Source organism: Mesorhizobium sp. M3A.F.Ca.ET.080.04.2.1, from assembly GCF_003952525.1.
Lineage (GTDB): Bacteria > Pseudomonadota > Alphaproteobacteria > Rhizobiales > Rhizobiaceae > Mesorhizobium.
Genome location: NZ_CP034451.1, coordinates 5997067 through 6010321, shown reverse-complemented (window position 1 = coordinate 6010321; position 13255 = coordinate 5997067). Strand labels below are relative to the sequence as shown.

Sequence of the window (13255 nt, the reverse complement as noted above, 5' to 3'; positions counted from 1 at the left end):
GGGAACCCGCCGGCGCCAGTGTCCCGGCTCACACAGCGAATTCCGTACGAAACACAAATCAGAAAACGCGGCAATGATTCGCAGCACCCCCACGCAAAGCTAAGCCGTCGAAAATCAACATAGCCTTAACGTAGGCAATCCCATCCGTCGAGGGAACAGGCAATTGTGGCCGAAATGCCGCAAGCCGCGCCAAAAGCACGTTTTCCCGCTATTCAGCTGACAATCAGGGCCTATGCGAGGACGCCCTCGACCGGCTCTCGCGTGGTGATGACCTTGTCGATAAGGCCGAACTCCCTGGCCTCGTCGGCGGTCATGAAGTGATCGCGGTCGAGCGTCCGCTCGATCTCGTCATAGCTCTTGCCGGTGTGCTTGACATAGACCTCGTTGAGCCGGCGCTTCAGTTTGATGATGTCCTGCGCATGACGTTCGATGTCTGATGCCTGACCCTGGAAACCGCCGGACGGCTGATGGACCATGATGCGGGCGTTCGGCGTCGCGAAGCGCATGTCCTTGTGGCCGGCGCAAAGCAGCAGCGAGCCCATCGAGGCCGCCTGGCCGATGCAGAGCGTCGACACTGCCGGCTTGATGAACTGCATTGTGTCGTAGATCGCCATGCCCGAGGTGACCACGCCGCCCGGCGAATTGATGTAGAGGTTGATTTCCTTCTTGGGGTTCTCCGCCTCGAGGAACAAAAGCTGTGCACAAACCAGCGTCGCCATGCCGTCTTCGACCGGGCCGGTGATGAAGATGATGCGCTCTTTCAGCAGGCGCGAGAAGATGTCGTAGGCGCGCTCGCCGCGATTGGTCTGTTCGACCACCATCGGAACGAGGTTCATGTAGGTTTCGACGGGGTTCTTCATGGATTACCCTTGTTGGATAAGATTCCGGCGCCGGGAACGATGAGCATTCGGGCAGAATCGGTTCTGGATCGTTAGGACCTAAATAGGATGCCGGCTCACCCTAGCGCAAGGCCGCCACTCCTAGCCACCTGGTTAAGTCGAATCAAGCGTCCGGACCGTTGAACACCTTGATCGCGCCCTGGGAAAACGGCTCTGCCGACCCGCCCCGAACGCCGCCGTCCGACACGATAGCAATTTCTTAACCGCACCGCTTAACGAAAAGCTTTGAAAGCCCTGTGCGGCAACGGAGCTTTGGCTACAGTCCTGCGTTGAACCGGCGTCCTTTTTTCAACGGGGGAATGTCATGATCCGCAACAGCTCCGTCTCCCTGGCCGCGGCCAGCCTCGCCATGCTTGCCACCATCCCGCAAACCGCAGCCGGCGGCCGGGTGCTCGAATGCTACGAAGCGCGGCACCGGCCGGCCCTCTATGACACTGTCTATGAGGATGTGATGGTCAGCCCCGGCGGGCAGTTTGTACACTATGACGCGCCCATCTACGGCACGCGCGAGAGCGTAGAGCCGATCGGTCCGGCTCGCGTCACTTATGAAGCGGTGCCGGCGGTCACGCGCACAGTCTACCGCACGGTCAAGGTCGACAATGGCGGCTACGGCTGGGAATGGCGCGTCATCCATGGCCGCAAGGTGCTGTGCAAAGTGTGGCGCAAGGCACGCTATGCGCGCATCGCCGAGACTGTGGTCGTCGAGCCTGAGCGCGTCCGGCGCGTCGTTCTGCCGGCGGAGTATGAAAGTGTCGCGCGAGAAGTGCTGGTGCGGCCCGGGCAGCGCCGCATCACAGAAATCCCGCCTTCATACCGGACCGTGGCGCGTCGGGTGGTGCTGCGGGACGGCTCGACCAGTTGGCGCCGGGTGCATATCCGGCAGCACTGTCCGGGTTAGCCGGTGGTCCGTCTGAGCTTGGTTCCGACCGGGCAGTCGCGCGCCCGGCCGGCGATGGCTTGGTTTAGCCGAGATCGATATCGAGGATCGCCATCGAGAAATTGTAGTCGCCGTCGTCCTCGTCCTTGAAGACGATGCCGAGGAACTCGTCGCCGACATAGACCTCGGCCGAGTCTTCCTTGCGCGGCCGCGCCTTCACCTGCAGCTTGGGGTTCTGGAAGACGCGCTTGAAATAGGCGTCCAGCTTTCTGATCTCGTCAGGCTTCAAAAGTCTTCTCCGAAATGTCGGGCTTGCTCGTTGGAGCGCGCTTCTGACACGCCGACAATGGCGATGTAAAGGCAAGCTGGCAGATAACCCGGGACAACAACCCGGAAACGGCGGCCGCAGCCCGGCCGCCGTCGTCGGCCGCCCAATGCACGCCGGCCGGAACACGACATCAAATCAAAAACATAAAGCGCGTCGCCTGAATCCGTTCGCCACGACGTGCTTTAAAAAGTCAGATGTCGAAGCTGACGACGTGATCCATCGTCTGCGACGGCAGAAGCTGGTCCATCTGCCGCGAAGGCTGGTCGCAACCGGTCTCGCCGACGACGCGTGCCGGCACGCCCGCGACCGTCTTGTTGTGCGGCACGGGCGACAACACCACCGAACCGGCCGCGATCTTCGAGCAGTGGCCGATTTCGATGTTGCCGAGGATCTTGGCGCCGGCGCCGATCAGCACGCCACGGCGGATCTTAGGATGGCGATCGCCGCAAGCCTTGCCGGTGCCGCCGAGGGTGACGCCATGCAGGATGGAAACGTCGTCCTCGATGACGGCCGTCTGGCCGACCACCAGGCCGGTGGCATGGTCGAGGAAGATGCCCTTGCCGATGCGGGCGGCTGGATTGATGTCGGTCTGGAACACCGAGGACGAGCGGCTCTGCAGATAGAGCGCGAAGTCCCTGCGGCCCTGGTTCCACAGCCAATGCGCCAGCCGATGCGTCTGGATGGCATGGAAGCCCTTGAAATAGAGCACCGGCATGATGAAGCGGTCGCAGGCCGGATCGCGGTCGTAATAAGCCTGGATGTCGACACGAACCGTCGTGCTCCACTCTGGATCGTCGGTGAGCATCGCCTTGAACGTCTGCCGGATGAGATCGGAACCGATATCCTGATGCGCCAGACGTTCGGCCAGCCGGTGAATGACCGCTTCCTCGAGGCTCTCCTGGTTGAGGATGGTGGAATAGAGGAAGGCCGCGAGCAACGGATCGCGATCGACTGCTTCCATCGCCTCGTCGCGGATCGAGCGCCAGATCGGATCGACCGGCTGCACCATGCTGGGGCGGGCAATCGTAATGCTGTTCATCGGCGTCTCCGGCTTGCCGGCTCTTTTTCCGGCCGCACATATAGGCCAGATCATAGCACGGGTGAACTCAATTTTCCTTAGTGCTTTGTCAAATGGTTTTGGTTCACGCAGATTCAAGCGGCCATGGAAAACGAACCCTTGATCGACGAAGCCCTGAAAAGCGAGCTTTCGGCCCTCTATCAAGCCGAGGATCGGCACTACCACAGCCTGGCTCATATCGAGGCCATGCTGGCCCTGGCCGCGGACTGCAGGCACCTGCTCCATGACCCGGATGCCGTTGCCGCTGCGATCTGGTTCCACGACGCGGTCTACGACAGCCGGGCCAAGGACAACGAACCAAAAAGCGCGGGATTGGCGGAGCAGAGATTGTCCGGCCGCGCCGACGCGCAGCGCCTCGCCCGCATCGCAGCAATGATCAATGCCACCGCCACGCACCAGCTGCCGTCGTTCGCCGATACGAAGGCGGCACATGACGCGGCGCTGTTCCTCGACATGGACCTCGCTGTCCTCGGCGCCGAGCCGGACGCGTTCGAGGCTTATGAGACGGCAGTCCGGCGCGAGTACGATTGGGTCGAAGAGCCGATGTGGCGCGCCGGCCGCGCGGCGGTCTTGAAGAATTTTCTAGCTCGCCCGCACATCTATCACACCGACGAATTTCGGCAGCGTTTCGAACCCCAAGCCAGGCGGAACCTGGAACGCTCGCTCGCCGCGCTCCAAGCCGGGTAGCCTCGTTCAGAGCGGGTTTTCGGCATAGAACTCCAGCACGCGTTGCTTGAAGCTCTTGTCGCCGACCGCAAGCATGTGATCGCGGCCCTCGATGTGAAAGGCCGTTGCATTGGGCATCAAGGCGGCGAGTTCGTCGGGCGAGCCGCCGATGTCGTCCTTCGTTCCGACGGCGACCAGCGTCGGCGGGGCTATGCGCGCCAGGTCGTGCTCGGTCAGCAATGCGCGCGAGGTGGAAATGCAGGCGGCGAGCGCATGGCGGTCGCTGCGCGTCTGGTCGGCGAAGGCGCGAAACGAGCGGCCGCGCGGATCCGTGATGGTCGCCGGATCCTGCGCCAGCAGCGCTGCCGCGATCGGGTCCCAGTCGCCGACGCCGTCGACCATGCCGATGCCGAGGCCGCCGAACACCAGCGTCGCCACCTTGTCGGGGTCGGAGAGGGCCAGGAAGGCGGAGATGCGCGCGCCCATGGAATAACCCATCACGTGCGCGCGGCCGATGCCGAGATGCTCGAGCAGCGCGGCCGCGTCCGAAGCCATCTTCGGCGGCGTGTAGTCGGCCTCGTCATAGCTCTTGGACGACGAGCCATGGCCGCGGTTGTCAAAGGCGATCGCCCGGTAGCCCGCGTCGTTCAGCGTCTTGAACCAGCCGGGTGCCACCCAGTTGACATAGTGGCTCGACGCAAAGCCGTGGATCATCAGGACCGGATCACCCTGACCCGATGCAGGCTGGCGATCGAGGTAGGCAAGCTCGAAACCATCGTGGGAAAAGACTTGCATCGGTGCCGCCGCGATCAGTCGGAGCCGGCGTGGGACGCCTTGGCGATCACCGGATGTCGCAGAAGATCGCCGTCCTTGAGGCCTTCCTTTGCGGCCGTTCCCGCCTTCAGCTCGAGCACGAAGCGAACCGGTTGCCCCGGCGAGATGATCGCCTCCGATTCCGGTTCGCCGCGCTTGATCGCCTTGATCCTTCCGTCCTGGCCGACAAAGACCAGGTCGAGCGCCATCGGCGTGTTCTTCATCCAGAAATTCACCTCGCCCGCCTTCTCGAACACGAACAACATGCCGTGATCGTTGGCCATGGTCTGGCGGAACATCAGACCGGCCTCGCGCTCGGCCGAGCTGTCGGCGATTTCGATGGAGAAGGAATGCTTGCCGGAACCGGTTACCGCGACCAGCGGCGCGGGATCCACCGGCAGCACCATTGCCTGGCCGTCCGCCGAACTCGGCTGCAGCGAATAGACATGGACAAGGACGACGATCGCAGCGCTGACAACGCCAGCAGTCAGCCAGTTCCGACGAGCCATTCGATATCCTCTGCCGGTCTCGGCCCTAGTGCGAGACCGGCAAGGTGCCCATATCGGGATGAATTTCGGCAGCCATAAGGCCTTTGTCGCCGCGCCCGAAGCGAACCAGCACGACCTGGCCGGGCCGCAGCTCGGTAATGCCGTACCGGCGCAGAGTCTCCATATGGATGAAAATATCCTCGGTGCCCTCGCCCCGGGTCAGGAAGCCGAAGCCCTTGGTGCGGTTGAACCACTTGACCAGCGCCCGCTCGAGGCCGCTCTCAGGCGTCACCGTGACATGCGTGCGCTGTTCCTGCTGCTCGGCCGGATGGATCGCGGTCGAAGCGTCCATCGACAACACACGGAAGGCCTGCAAGCCACGTTCGCCCTGCCTGACGAGGCAGACGACGCGCGCGCCCTCCAGCGCGGTCTGGAAGCCGTCTCTTCGAAGGCAGGTCACATGGAGGAGGACATCGCCCGAAACGCCATCGTCCGGGAGAATGAAACCGTAGCCCTTGGCCACGTCGAACCATTTGATTGCGCCGGCGATTTCGACAAACTCGGCGGCATCGCCGCCGCTGTCGCGTCTCAAGGCGTCCTCAAGGCTTCCGTCTCGCCTCGTGAAAGAGGCTTTTTCCCCCATAAGAATGCCCCCTTTTTTCAACTGCAACCGGTGCTGATTCTTGACATGAGATTAACACTGCCGCTTCCGGGGTGTGCAAGACCTGACGTGCCTTTTTTCACCGTTGAGCACCGGAAAGCCTTAATAGTTGTTTGCCGGAGCTGCCGGACGCCTGTCTGCACGAGCTGAAATCGACCGCACCACCCGCTTTTTGTCGGACGATTGCCCTTTGGCCGGGCGACTTCTATGGTGCACTGCAACGCAACTCGCGAGGACTCCCCATGCGCTACCTCCACACAATGGTCCGCATCACCGACATCGATCAGTCGCTCGACTTCTACTGCAAGAAGCTCGGCATGAAGGAAGTGCGCCGCTACGAAAACGAGCAGGGACGCTACACGCTGATCTTCCTTGCTGCCCCGCAAGACGAGCAAAGCGGCATCGCCGACAAGGCGCCACTGGTCGAGTTGACCTACAACTGGGATCCGGAAGACTACAAGGGCGGCCGCAATTTCGGCCATCTCGCCTATGAGGTCGACGACATCTACGCCACCTGCCAGAAGCTGATGGACAATGGCGTGACCATCAATCGGCCGCCGCGCGACGGCAACATGGCCTTCATCCGCTCGCCCGACGGCATTTCGATCGAGTTGCTGCAGAAAGGTCCGGCAAAACCCAAGGCCGAGCCCTGGCTCTCGATGCCGAACACGGGGAGCTGGTAGCCGTCAGTCCAGCGCAACGCGCTTCTTATCGTAAGTGGCTTGAACAGCTCGATTTACCTGCTCGTCGATCGCGACATCAGCCTCGATGAATAGAACTTGGTGGCCCTCGTTGCGCAGCCTGGTCTCCAAGGCACGTCCGGCGTTGCCATTGCGGTCGACAAACGCCACTTTCGCGCCCTCCTCAAGGAAAGCAACCACTGATGCTGCACCTGCGCCGTTGGCGCCTCCGGTTATTAGAGCGGTCTGCCCTTCCAATCGATTGCGCTTACCCATACGTCTCCTCAGTCGACCTTTCTATCTGATCCAAGGCCCCATCCCGGCCTGTTGGCGCATTGTCGGTCCGTTTGATGGCCTGCGCCAGCATAAGGACTTGGCTTTATCCTGAACACCATTTTTGCATAGCGACCGAGGCCGGTTTCGAAGCTGCGCCGGGAACTCTGGCTCGCGCAAATTTGAAGCCGTTCCGGTCCAGGCGAACGAGAGCGCCCAATGGGGGCAGCGGGTCGCCCTCGCGTTTCGCAACAGGGTGCCTATCTATGCAGCTGACGGCAGCCGGCCAGGCTGACGCTTTTTCTGATCCGCGAGGAGAATTTTATGCTGACCAGCCGCGCCGACGTCGCCACCGAACATGCCAGTCGCTATCTGCAGCAGCTCTGCAAGCATTGGGCGCACAAGTTTCCGGTCGAATTCGACCCGCATCACGGCGCCATTCAGCTGTCGCTCGGCCGCACCGTCATGGATGCTGATGCCGCCGCGCTCCACATTGCTGTCGCCGCCGATGATGCGGCCACGCTGGAACGGTTGGAAACCGTCGTCGCCGACCATATCAAGCGCTTCGCCTTCCGCGAGGAACTGACCTTCGATTGGAAGCAGGCTCCAAGCGAGGCTGCATAAAACGGCTATGCGTGACCGGCCTTGCCCGCCATCTCGAGCAGGGCAAGGACGCTGCGCCAGTTCCGCGCCGTGACCGGCACCTTGAGCGTTCGCCCGATGAGATTGGCAAACACCGATTTGCCGAGCCCGTCCGGCGCATGCAGATAGAGCACGTCACCCTTGATCTCGAACCGCTCCGGCCCGGTGCATTTTTCCGCGAGCCGCTTTGTCTCCTCCGCGGTTGGCTCGCGCTCAAGCACACAGGCGTGCAGCTTGGTCGGCTCGCCGGCAACCTCCGGATAGGGGTTGTCCTTCACCATCTGCTCGAACCAGGCACAATCGCGCACCATGATGCGCGAATGGAATCCCCATTTCTTCTCGAAGGCCGCTTCGAGTTGCTTCCTCAGCGCCGCGGCATCCCCATTCGCGCAGAACACCGCGTTGCCGCTCTGCACATAGGTCGCGACGCCGCGAAAGCCGAGTTCCTCGAAGAATGTCCGAAGCTCCGCCATCTTGACGATGCGGTTGCCCCCGACATTGATGCCGGAGAAGAGCGCCACGAAGGTCTTTGCCTCGGGCCCGCTCATATGATGAACCCGGCCAGCGTCTCGTTGTCGGTGATGTCCTGATATTGCACGCCCTCGGCGTCGAAATTGGCTTTCAGCAGGTCGAAATTGCGTCGGTCCTTGGTCTCGATGCCGATCAGCACCGAGCCGAAATTGCGCGCCGACTTCTTGAGATACTCGAAGCGAGCGATGTCGTCGTCCGGACCGAGCATCTCGAGGAAATCGCGCAGTGCGCCCGGCCGCTGCGGGAAACGGATGATGAAATACTTCTTCAGGCCCTCGAAGCGTAGCGCCCTCTCCTTCACGTCCGGCAACCGTTCGAAGTCGAAATTGCCGCCCGAAACCACCGCGACGATCGTCTTGCCCCTGATCTCCTTGCGCGAAAAATCCTTGAGCGCATCGATTGCCAATGCGCCGGCGGGCTCGAGCACCACGCCTTCGACATTGAGCATTTCGATCATCGTCGCGCAGAGCCGGTTCTCCGGAATGAGCCGCATGGCGTCGGCCGTGAATTCCTTCAGGTAGCGCAACGGCTCGCGACCGATTTCCGCCACCGCCGCGCCATCGACGAAATTGTCGACCTTGGCAAGCCTTACCCGCTTGCCGCTGGCGAGACTCTCCTTGAGGCTTGGCGCTCCCGCCGGCTCGCAGAAGACGAAGCGCGTGTCGCGGTGCAGGTCGGCGAAGTAGTGCGTTACTCCGGCGGCGAGCCCTCCGCCTCCGACCGGAAGCATGATGAAGTCGGGCATGCGCCCGCCGGGCATCTGAGCGGCGATCTCGCAGGCGACCGTCGCCTGGCCCTCGATGATGTCTTTGTGATCGAAGGGCGGCACCATATGCGCGCCGGCGCTCTCGGTGAATTCGAAGGCGGCGCGGTAGCAATCGTCGAAGAAATCGCCGATCAGCCTGATCTCGACGAAATCGCCGCCGAACAGCCGCGTCTTGTCGATTTTCTGCTGCGGCGTCGTCACCGGCATGAAGACGACGCCCTTCTTGCCGAAATGGCGGCAGACGAAGGCGAAGCCCTGCGCGTGGTTGCCGGCCGAGGCGCACACGAACAGTTCCGCGTTGTTGCCGGCGGCGAGCGCCTTGCGGAAGAAGTTGAAGGCCCCCCTGATCTTGTAGGAGCGGACTGGCGTCAGGTCCTCGCGCTTGAGAAGAATGCGTGCGCCGGTCTTCTTCGACAGATAGTCGTTCTCCTGCAGCGGCGTTTCCGGAAAGATCCCGCGGATCGCCTCGGCCGCAGCGGCGACACGAGAAGGAAAACTATTCATCAGGCTACCGGCTCCGGGATCACATGGTTTGCTGCAAGCCTATTGCATAGTTTGCCTTTTGCGGCCACCGATGCAGGGTGGCCTCGCCGGGGCCGCCCCCACGATAGTCCCCGCGGAGCCCTAACCATGCCCGTTTCGGCCGTTGCCCTGAAGACCGTGTCACTCCCAGAATTCGGCGAGCCGACGGTGATGCCGCGGCTCCCGCGCTCCGCTTACCTGGCACGTATCGAAATGCTGCTGGAGCGCGCCGGCAAGGCCGGCTTCGACGCCGTGGCCGTATATGGCGACCGCGAGCATGCGGCCAACATCGCATATCTTTCAGGTTATGACCCGCGCTTCGAAGAGGCGTTGCTCGTCGTCGCTCCCGGCAGGGAACCGAGTCTGCTGGTCGGAAATGAGGGCTGGGGCTACGCCGAGCTTTGCGACGGGCCCTATCGGCGCATCCTCTACCAGACCTTTTCGCTTCCGGCGCAGCCGCGCGACCGCTCCAAGGCCTTGCCCGACATACTGGCCGATTGCGGTTTGAAAGCCGGTCAGCGCATCGGAGCCATCGGTTGGAAGCCATTCGGCGCCGACGATGCCGGCTTTGGCCAAGCGACGCTCGATCTGCCCTCCTTCATCGCCGACAGCTTGCGCGGACTTGCCGGCGAGCGCGGCTTGGTTCTGAACGCGGCGGACCTCCTGATGAACCCGGCGGATGGCCTGCGCGCCATCAACGAGGCCGACCAGCTTGCCAGCTTCGAATTCGCCGCCACCTATACCTCGCAAGGGCTGCGCAACGTCCTGCAAGGCATCGAGCCCGGCATGACCGAATTGCAGGCCGCCAGGCTGATGGGCATCAACGGCCTGCCCCAGTGCTGCCATCCGATGCTCTCGGCCGGCCGGCGTGCTGCTTACGGCCTGCCCAGCCCCAGCCTGGACTTAATCAAGCGCGGCGATCCGATCACCATGGCCTACGGTATCCGGGGCTCGCTCAATGCCCGCGCCGGCTTCCTGGCCGAAAGCGCCGCCGAACTGCCGAAGGCGATCGGCGACTACGTCGAAAAGCTGGTATCGCCCTATTTCGCCGCGGTCGTCGACTGGTACGAGACGATCGGCATCGGCGTTCGCGGTGGCGACCTGTGGAAGGCAATCCATGACCGGATCGGCGACCCGTTCTTTGGCGTGTCGCTCAATCCCGGTCACCTCATCCACATCGACGAATGGATGCACTCTCCAGTGTTCCCCGGCTCGACGATCGAGCTCAAATCCGGCATGGCGCTGCAGGTCGACGTCATCCCGGCGACCGGCACAGACTACTTCACCACCAATATCGAGGACGGCATCGCTCTCGCCGACCAGGCGCTGCGCGAGGAAATCGCGGCGCGATACCCGCAGGCCTGGGCCCGCATCGAGGCGCGCCGAGCCTTCATGGCCGAGGCGCTGGGCATCCGGCTGAAGCCGGAGGTGCTGCCCTTCTCCAACATTCCGGCCTTCCTGCCGCCCTTTTGGCTTTCGCGCAACAGTGCCATGGCCGTCACCCGGCGCTGACGAAATTTCCCCTGGGCGCGACTTACTTCCGCCGCACTTCGCCTGTCGGGGAGATTTCGCGGAGGCAGTTGGCCATTTTGGGCCGGAGCGGATTTTTCGACGTGCATCTGAAGACGATTTGCATCATTGCCCTGGCCCTGTTGACGGCAGGCTGCGGCGGGCGGAAGACAGAGGAAATTCTGGGCAGCGTTGTCGTGCCGACGACGGCGACGGAGATCGCCGGCAACCACTCGATCTTCATCGCCACCACGCGCAAGCGTTCCGACGACCCGAACCAGGTCTTCGACGGCGAACGCTCGGCGACGCTCAACTACGCCCGCGTCAACGTCACCGTTCCGCCGGTTCACCAGACTGGGCAGATCGAGCGGCGCTCGCGCGGCAAGTCGAACGACCCGACCAAATATTTCATGGCTTCCGAGGTCGTCGGCTACGACACGCAGCCGAAATTCGCCAGCGCCCTCAATACCGACATCGACGCCCGCGGCGGTCGCGTCATGGTCTTCGTCCACGGCTACAACACCGGCTTCGACGACGCCGTCTACCGGTTGACCCAGATAGTCCACGATTCCGGCTACCCCGGCACCCCGGTGCTGTTTTCCTGGGCCTCCGGCGCCAAGACCACCGACTATGTCTATGACAAGGAAAGCGCCAGCGCCGCCCGTGACCAGTTGGAGGTGACGCTGAGAATGCTCGCGCAGACAAGCGCGCGGCGCATCGATATCGTCGCGCATTCGATGGGAACCTGGGTGACGATGGAGACGCTGCGGCAGCTCGCCATCACCGGCGACCGCGATCTGAGCGGCAAGCTGGGCGACGTGGTGCTGGCCTCGCCCGACATCGATGTCGACGTCTTCAAGAGCCAGATGCGCCGCTACGGCAAGCCGGACAAGCCCTTCATCCTGCTGCTGTCGGACGACGACCGCGCGCTGAGACTGTCTGGCCTGATTGCAGGTGCCCGGCCGCGCGTCGGCGACTACAAGGACGCCGCCGACCTTGCTTCCTACGGCGTAACGGTTGTCGACCTCTCAACCATCAAGGGCAACGACAGTTTCAACCACACCAAGTTCGCCGATAATCCGGTGCTGGTGAAAATGATCGGCCAGCGGCTGCGCGAGGACGACGGCTTTGCCAGCGACCGCGAGGTGACCGACCGCATCAGCCAGGCTGCCGGCCAGTAGCTCACCTTTTCGGCGCGTGGCCAGAGCGCACCGCTGCGCTCGCACCGAACTGGGATTGTTCCGGCTTTATCGGAACAGCCGGAGACGCTATAAGAATGCGGTGCCCTTGGGGGATCCTGGGTGGTCGTGCGTTCGAAGATCGTCGTGCTTGCGTTCGCGCTCGCCCTTGCCGGCTGCGCCGGCCGCAACACCCATGAGCTGTTGAACAAGACGAATGTCGCCGTTCCCGCCTCTGCCATCGCCGCGACACATGAGATTTTCGTGGCGACGACCCGTGAGCCGGCGACGAAGGATCCGCGCCAAGTCTTCGACGGTGACCGCTCGCTGACCACCAGCTACGCCCGGGTCGACGTGACCGTGCCAAAGCTGCACCACCTCGGTGCGATCGAGCGCGCCAAGGGTTCCACCGACAGCGATCCTGCCAAGCAGTTCAGCGCCACCGAGGTGGTCCACTATGGCGACGCGCAGCAGTTCGCCAAGGCGGTCGGCGCCGACATTTCCGTTCGCGGCGACCGCGCTCTGGTCTTCGTGCACGGCTTCAACAACGGCTTTGACGACGGCGTCTACCGGCTGACGCAGATCGCGCATGATACCAATTATCCCGGCACGCCGATCCTGTTCTCATGGGCGTCGCGCGGCAAGGCGACCGGCTACATCTACGACAAGGATAGTTCCACCGCCGCACGCGACGACCTCGAGGCGACGCTGAGGATGCTTGCCAAAACACGGGTGAAGAGCATCGACATCATCGCGCATTCGATGGGAACCTGGCTGACGATGGAGGCGCTGCGCCAGCTCGCCATCACCGGCGACCGCGATCTTGGCGGCAAGATCGGCTATGTCGTCCTGGCGTCCCCTGATATCGACGTCGATGTCTTCAAGAAGCAGATGATCCGCTACGGCAAGCCAGACAAGCCGTTCGCCATCCTGCTCTCTGGTGACGACAAGGCGCTCAAGCTGTCCAGCTTGATCTCAGGCGACAAGCCGCGCGTCGGCGACTATGGCAATGCGGCCGACCTCGCCAGCTACGGCGTGGTCGTTGCGGATCTGACCAAGACCAAGAGCGGCGATCGCTTGAACCATGCCAAATTCGCCGACAATCCGGTCTTGGTTCAACTGCTCGGCGACCGGCTGCGCACCCCGGCGGCCCTGCGAGCGGCCGAACCCGAATCGGCCCGGTTGGACAATATCGGCCAGGGTATCGGCAAGGCCGTGGGATCGGTCGCCGAAGTGGTCATCACCACACCCTTCAAGGTGCTGACCATCGCCACCGACGGCGAGTGATCAGCCCAATAAGAGCGCGACAGGCCGTGATGCATGTCGCGCAAAAATGTGCAGCGG

The 13255-nt window shown here is 62.8% G+C and carries 16 protein-coding genes; 7 read left to right on the top strand and 9 right to left on the bottom strand.

The genetic code is table 11. From position 1 onward, the window contains the following. Nucleotides 1–230: 230 nt before the first annotated feature. Nucleotides 231–860, bottom strand: coding sequence for an ATP-dependent Clp endopeptidase proteolytic subunit ClpP (gene clpP / locus EJ074_RS28680; RefSeq protein WP_095806070.1), 630 nt, complete (start codon nt 858–860; stop codon nt 231–233). A gap of 343 nt (nt 861–1203) precedes the next feature. Between clpP and EJ074_RS28675 the strand changes: the two genes are divergently transcribed. Further along, nucleotides 1204–1797 carry a hypothetical protein gene (locus EJ074_RS28675; protein ID WP_095806071.1) on the top strand — a complete coding sequence of 198 codons (594 nt, stop codon included), beginning with the start codon at nt 1204–1206 and terminating at the stop codon, nt 1795–1797. Between the two features lie 64 nt (nt 1798–1861). On the opposite strand, the gene EJ074_RS28670 is transcribed toward EJ074_RS28675, so the two are convergent. Continuing rightward, nucleotides 1862–2065 (bottom strand): DUF3126 family protein, encoded by a 204-nt coding sequence (locus tag EJ074_RS28670; protein ID WP_042644432.1) that lies wholly within the window; start codon nt 2063–2065, stop codon nt 1862–1864. A 229-nt stretch (nt 2066–2294) separates the two neighbouring features. After that, nucleotides 2295–3143 carry a serine O-acetyltransferase gene (cysE, locus tag EJ074_RS28665; RefSeq protein WP_095806170.1) on the bottom strand — a complete coding sequence of 283 codons (849 nt, stop codon included), beginning with the start codon at nt 3141–3143 and terminating at the stop codon, nt 2295–2297. Between the two features lie 123 nt (nt 3144–3266). On the opposite strand from cysE, the gene EJ074_RS28660 reads away from it, so the two are divergent. After that, nucleotides 3267–3869, top strand: a complete 603-nt coding sequence (locus EJ074_RS28660; RefSeq protein WP_095806072.1) for a hypothetical protein — start codon at nt 3267–3269, stop codon at nt 3867–3869. 6 nt (nt 3870–3875) lie between these two features. Here the strand turns inward: EJ074_RS28660 and EJ074_RS28655 are convergent, their stop codons facing one another. From EJ074_RS28655 to EJ074_RS28645, 3 genes are read right to left on the bottom strand one after another with little or no spacing between them, the layout of a single operon-like run. Next, nucleotides 3876–4643 (bottom strand): alpha/beta hydrolase, encoded by a 768-nt coding sequence (locus EJ074_RS28655; RefSeq protein ID WP_095806073.1) that lies wholly within the window; start codon nt 4641–4643, stop codon nt 3876–3878. A gap of 14 nt (nt 4644–4657) precedes the next feature. After that, complete coding sequence (locus EJ074_RS28650; protein ID WP_095806074.1) at nt 4658–5170, bottom strand: DUF192 domain-containing protein; 513 nt, start codon at nt 5168–5170, stop codon at nt 4658–4660. 25 nt (nt 5171–5195) lie between these two features. After that, complete coding sequence (locus EJ074_RS28645; RefSeq protein ID WP_095806075.1) at nt 5196–5792, bottom strand: cold-shock protein; 597 nt, start codon at nt 5790–5792, stop codon at nt 5196–5198. 260 nt (nt 5793–6052) lie between these two features. Here EJ074_RS28645 and gloA point away from each other — a divergent pair, with 260 nt between their 5' ends. Beyond that, entirely contained in the window at nt 6053–6493 is a 441-nt protein-coding gene (gene gloA, locus EJ074_RS28640) for a lactoylglutathione lyase (RefSeq protein ID WP_095806076.1), read from the top strand. Between the two features lie 3 nt (nt 6494–6496). On the opposite strand, the gene EJ074_RS28635 is transcribed toward gloA, so the two are convergent. Beyond that, on the bottom strand, nt 6497–6766 hold the full coding sequence (locus EJ074_RS28635) for an SDR family NAD(P)-dependent oxidoreductase (protein WP_095806077.1): 270 nt from the start codon (nt 6764–6766) through the stop codon (nt 6497–6499). 321 nt (nt 6767–7087) lie between these two features. On the opposite strand from EJ074_RS28635, the gene EJ074_RS28630 reads away from it, so the two are divergent. After that, nucleotides 7088–7387, top strand: coding sequence for a DUF2218 domain-containing protein (locus tag EJ074_RS28630; RefSeq protein ID WP_095806078.1), 300 nt, complete (start codon nt 7088–7090; stop codon nt 7385–7387). A 5-nt stretch (nt 7388–7392) separates the two neighbouring features. On the opposite strand, the gene EJ074_RS28625 is transcribed toward EJ074_RS28630, so the two are convergent. Both EJ074_RS28625 and ilvA read right to left on the bottom strand, forming a co-directional pair. Next, a complete protein-coding gene (locus tag EJ074_RS28625) occupies nt 7393–7953 on the bottom strand; it encodes a DUF1697 domain-containing protein (protein ID WP_095806079.1) in 561 nt (186 codons plus the stop codon). After that, nucleotides 7950–9206, bottom strand: a complete 1257-nt coding sequence (ilvA, locus tag EJ074_RS28620) for a threonine ammonia-lyase IlvA (protein ID WP_095806080.1) — start codon at nt 9204–9206, stop codon at nt 7950–7952. Before ilvA ends, EJ074_RS28625 begins: the two co-directional genes overlap by 4 nt. Before the next feature lie 126 nt (nt 9207–9332). Between ilvA and EJ074_RS28615 the strand changes: the two genes are divergently transcribed. The 3 genes from EJ074_RS28615 (at nt 9333) to EJ074_RS28605 (ending at nt 13198) form a co-directional block, all read left to right on the top strand. Next, on the top strand, nt 9333–10736 hold the full coding sequence (locus EJ074_RS28615; protein WP_129553931.1) for a M24 family metallopeptidase: 1404 nt from the start codon (nt 9333–9335) through the stop codon (nt 10734–10736). Nucleotides 10737–10837: 101 nt separating this feature from the next. Beyond that, nucleotides 10838–11914, top strand: a complete 1077-nt coding sequence (locus EJ074_RS28610; RefSeq protein ID WP_095806171.1) for an alpha/beta hydrolase — start codon at nt 10838–10840, stop codon at nt 11912–11914. Between the two features lie 120 nt (nt 11915–12034). Then, entirely contained in the window at nt 12035–13198 is a 1164-nt protein-coding gene (locus EJ074_RS28605; RefSeq protein WP_095806082.1) for an alpha/beta hydrolase, read from the top strand. Nucleotides 13199–13255 lie beyond the last annotated feature (57 nt).

Bases quoted from the DNA above. Each gene is read 5' to 3' on its own strand.
- EJ074_RS28615 (WP_129553931.1), top strand. From the start codon at position 9,333: ATGCCCGTTTCGGCCGTTGCCCTGAAGACCGTGTCACTCCCAGAATTC.
- EJ074_RS28650 (WP_095806074.1), bottom strand. From the start codon at position 5,170: ATGGCTCGTCGGAACTGGCTGACTGCTGGCGTTGTCAGCGCTGCGATC.
- EJ074_RS28645 (WP_095806075.1), bottom strand. From the start codon at position 5,792: ATGGGGGAAAAAGCCTCTTTCACGAGGCGAGACGGAAGCCTTGAGGAC.
- EJ074_RS28635 (WP_095806077.1), bottom strand. From the start codon at position 6,766: ATGGGTAAGCGCAATCGATTGGAAGGGCAGACCGCTCTAATAACCGGA.
- clpP (WP_095806070.1), bottom strand. From the start codon at position 860: ATGAAGAACCCCGTCGAAACCTACATGAACCTCGTTCCGATGGTGGTC.
- EJ074_RS28655 (WP_095806073.1), bottom strand. From the start codon at position 4,643: ATGCAAGTCTTTTCCCACGATGGTTTCGAGCTTGCCTACCTCGATCGC.
- EJ074_RS28625 (WP_095806079.1), bottom strand. From the start codon at position 7,953: ATGAGCGGGCCCGAGGCAAAGACCTTCGTGGCGCTCTTCTCCGGCATC.
- EJ074_RS28660 (WP_095806072.1), top strand. From the start codon at position 3,267: ATGGAAAACGAACCCTTGATCGACGAAGCCCTGAAAAGCGAGCTTTCG.
- EJ074_RS28675 (WP_095806071.1), top strand. From the start codon at position 1,204: ATGATCCGCAACAGCTCCGTCTCCCTGGCCGCGGCCAGCCTCGCCATG.
- ilvA (WP_095806080.1), bottom strand. From the start codon at position 9,206: ATGAATAGTTTTCCTTCTCGTGTCGCCGCTGCGGCCGAGGCGATCCGC.
- EJ074_RS28630 (WP_095806078.1), top strand. From the start codon at position 7,088: ATGCTGACCAGCCGCGCCGACGTCGCCACCGAACATGCCAGTCGCTAT.
- gloA (WP_095806076.1), top strand. From the start codon at position 6,053: ATGCGCTACCTCCACACAATGGTCCGCATCACCGACATCGATCAGTCG.
- cysE (WP_095806170.1), bottom strand. From the start codon at position 3,143: ATGAACAGCATTACGATTGCCCGCCCCAGCATGGTGCAGCCGGTCGAT.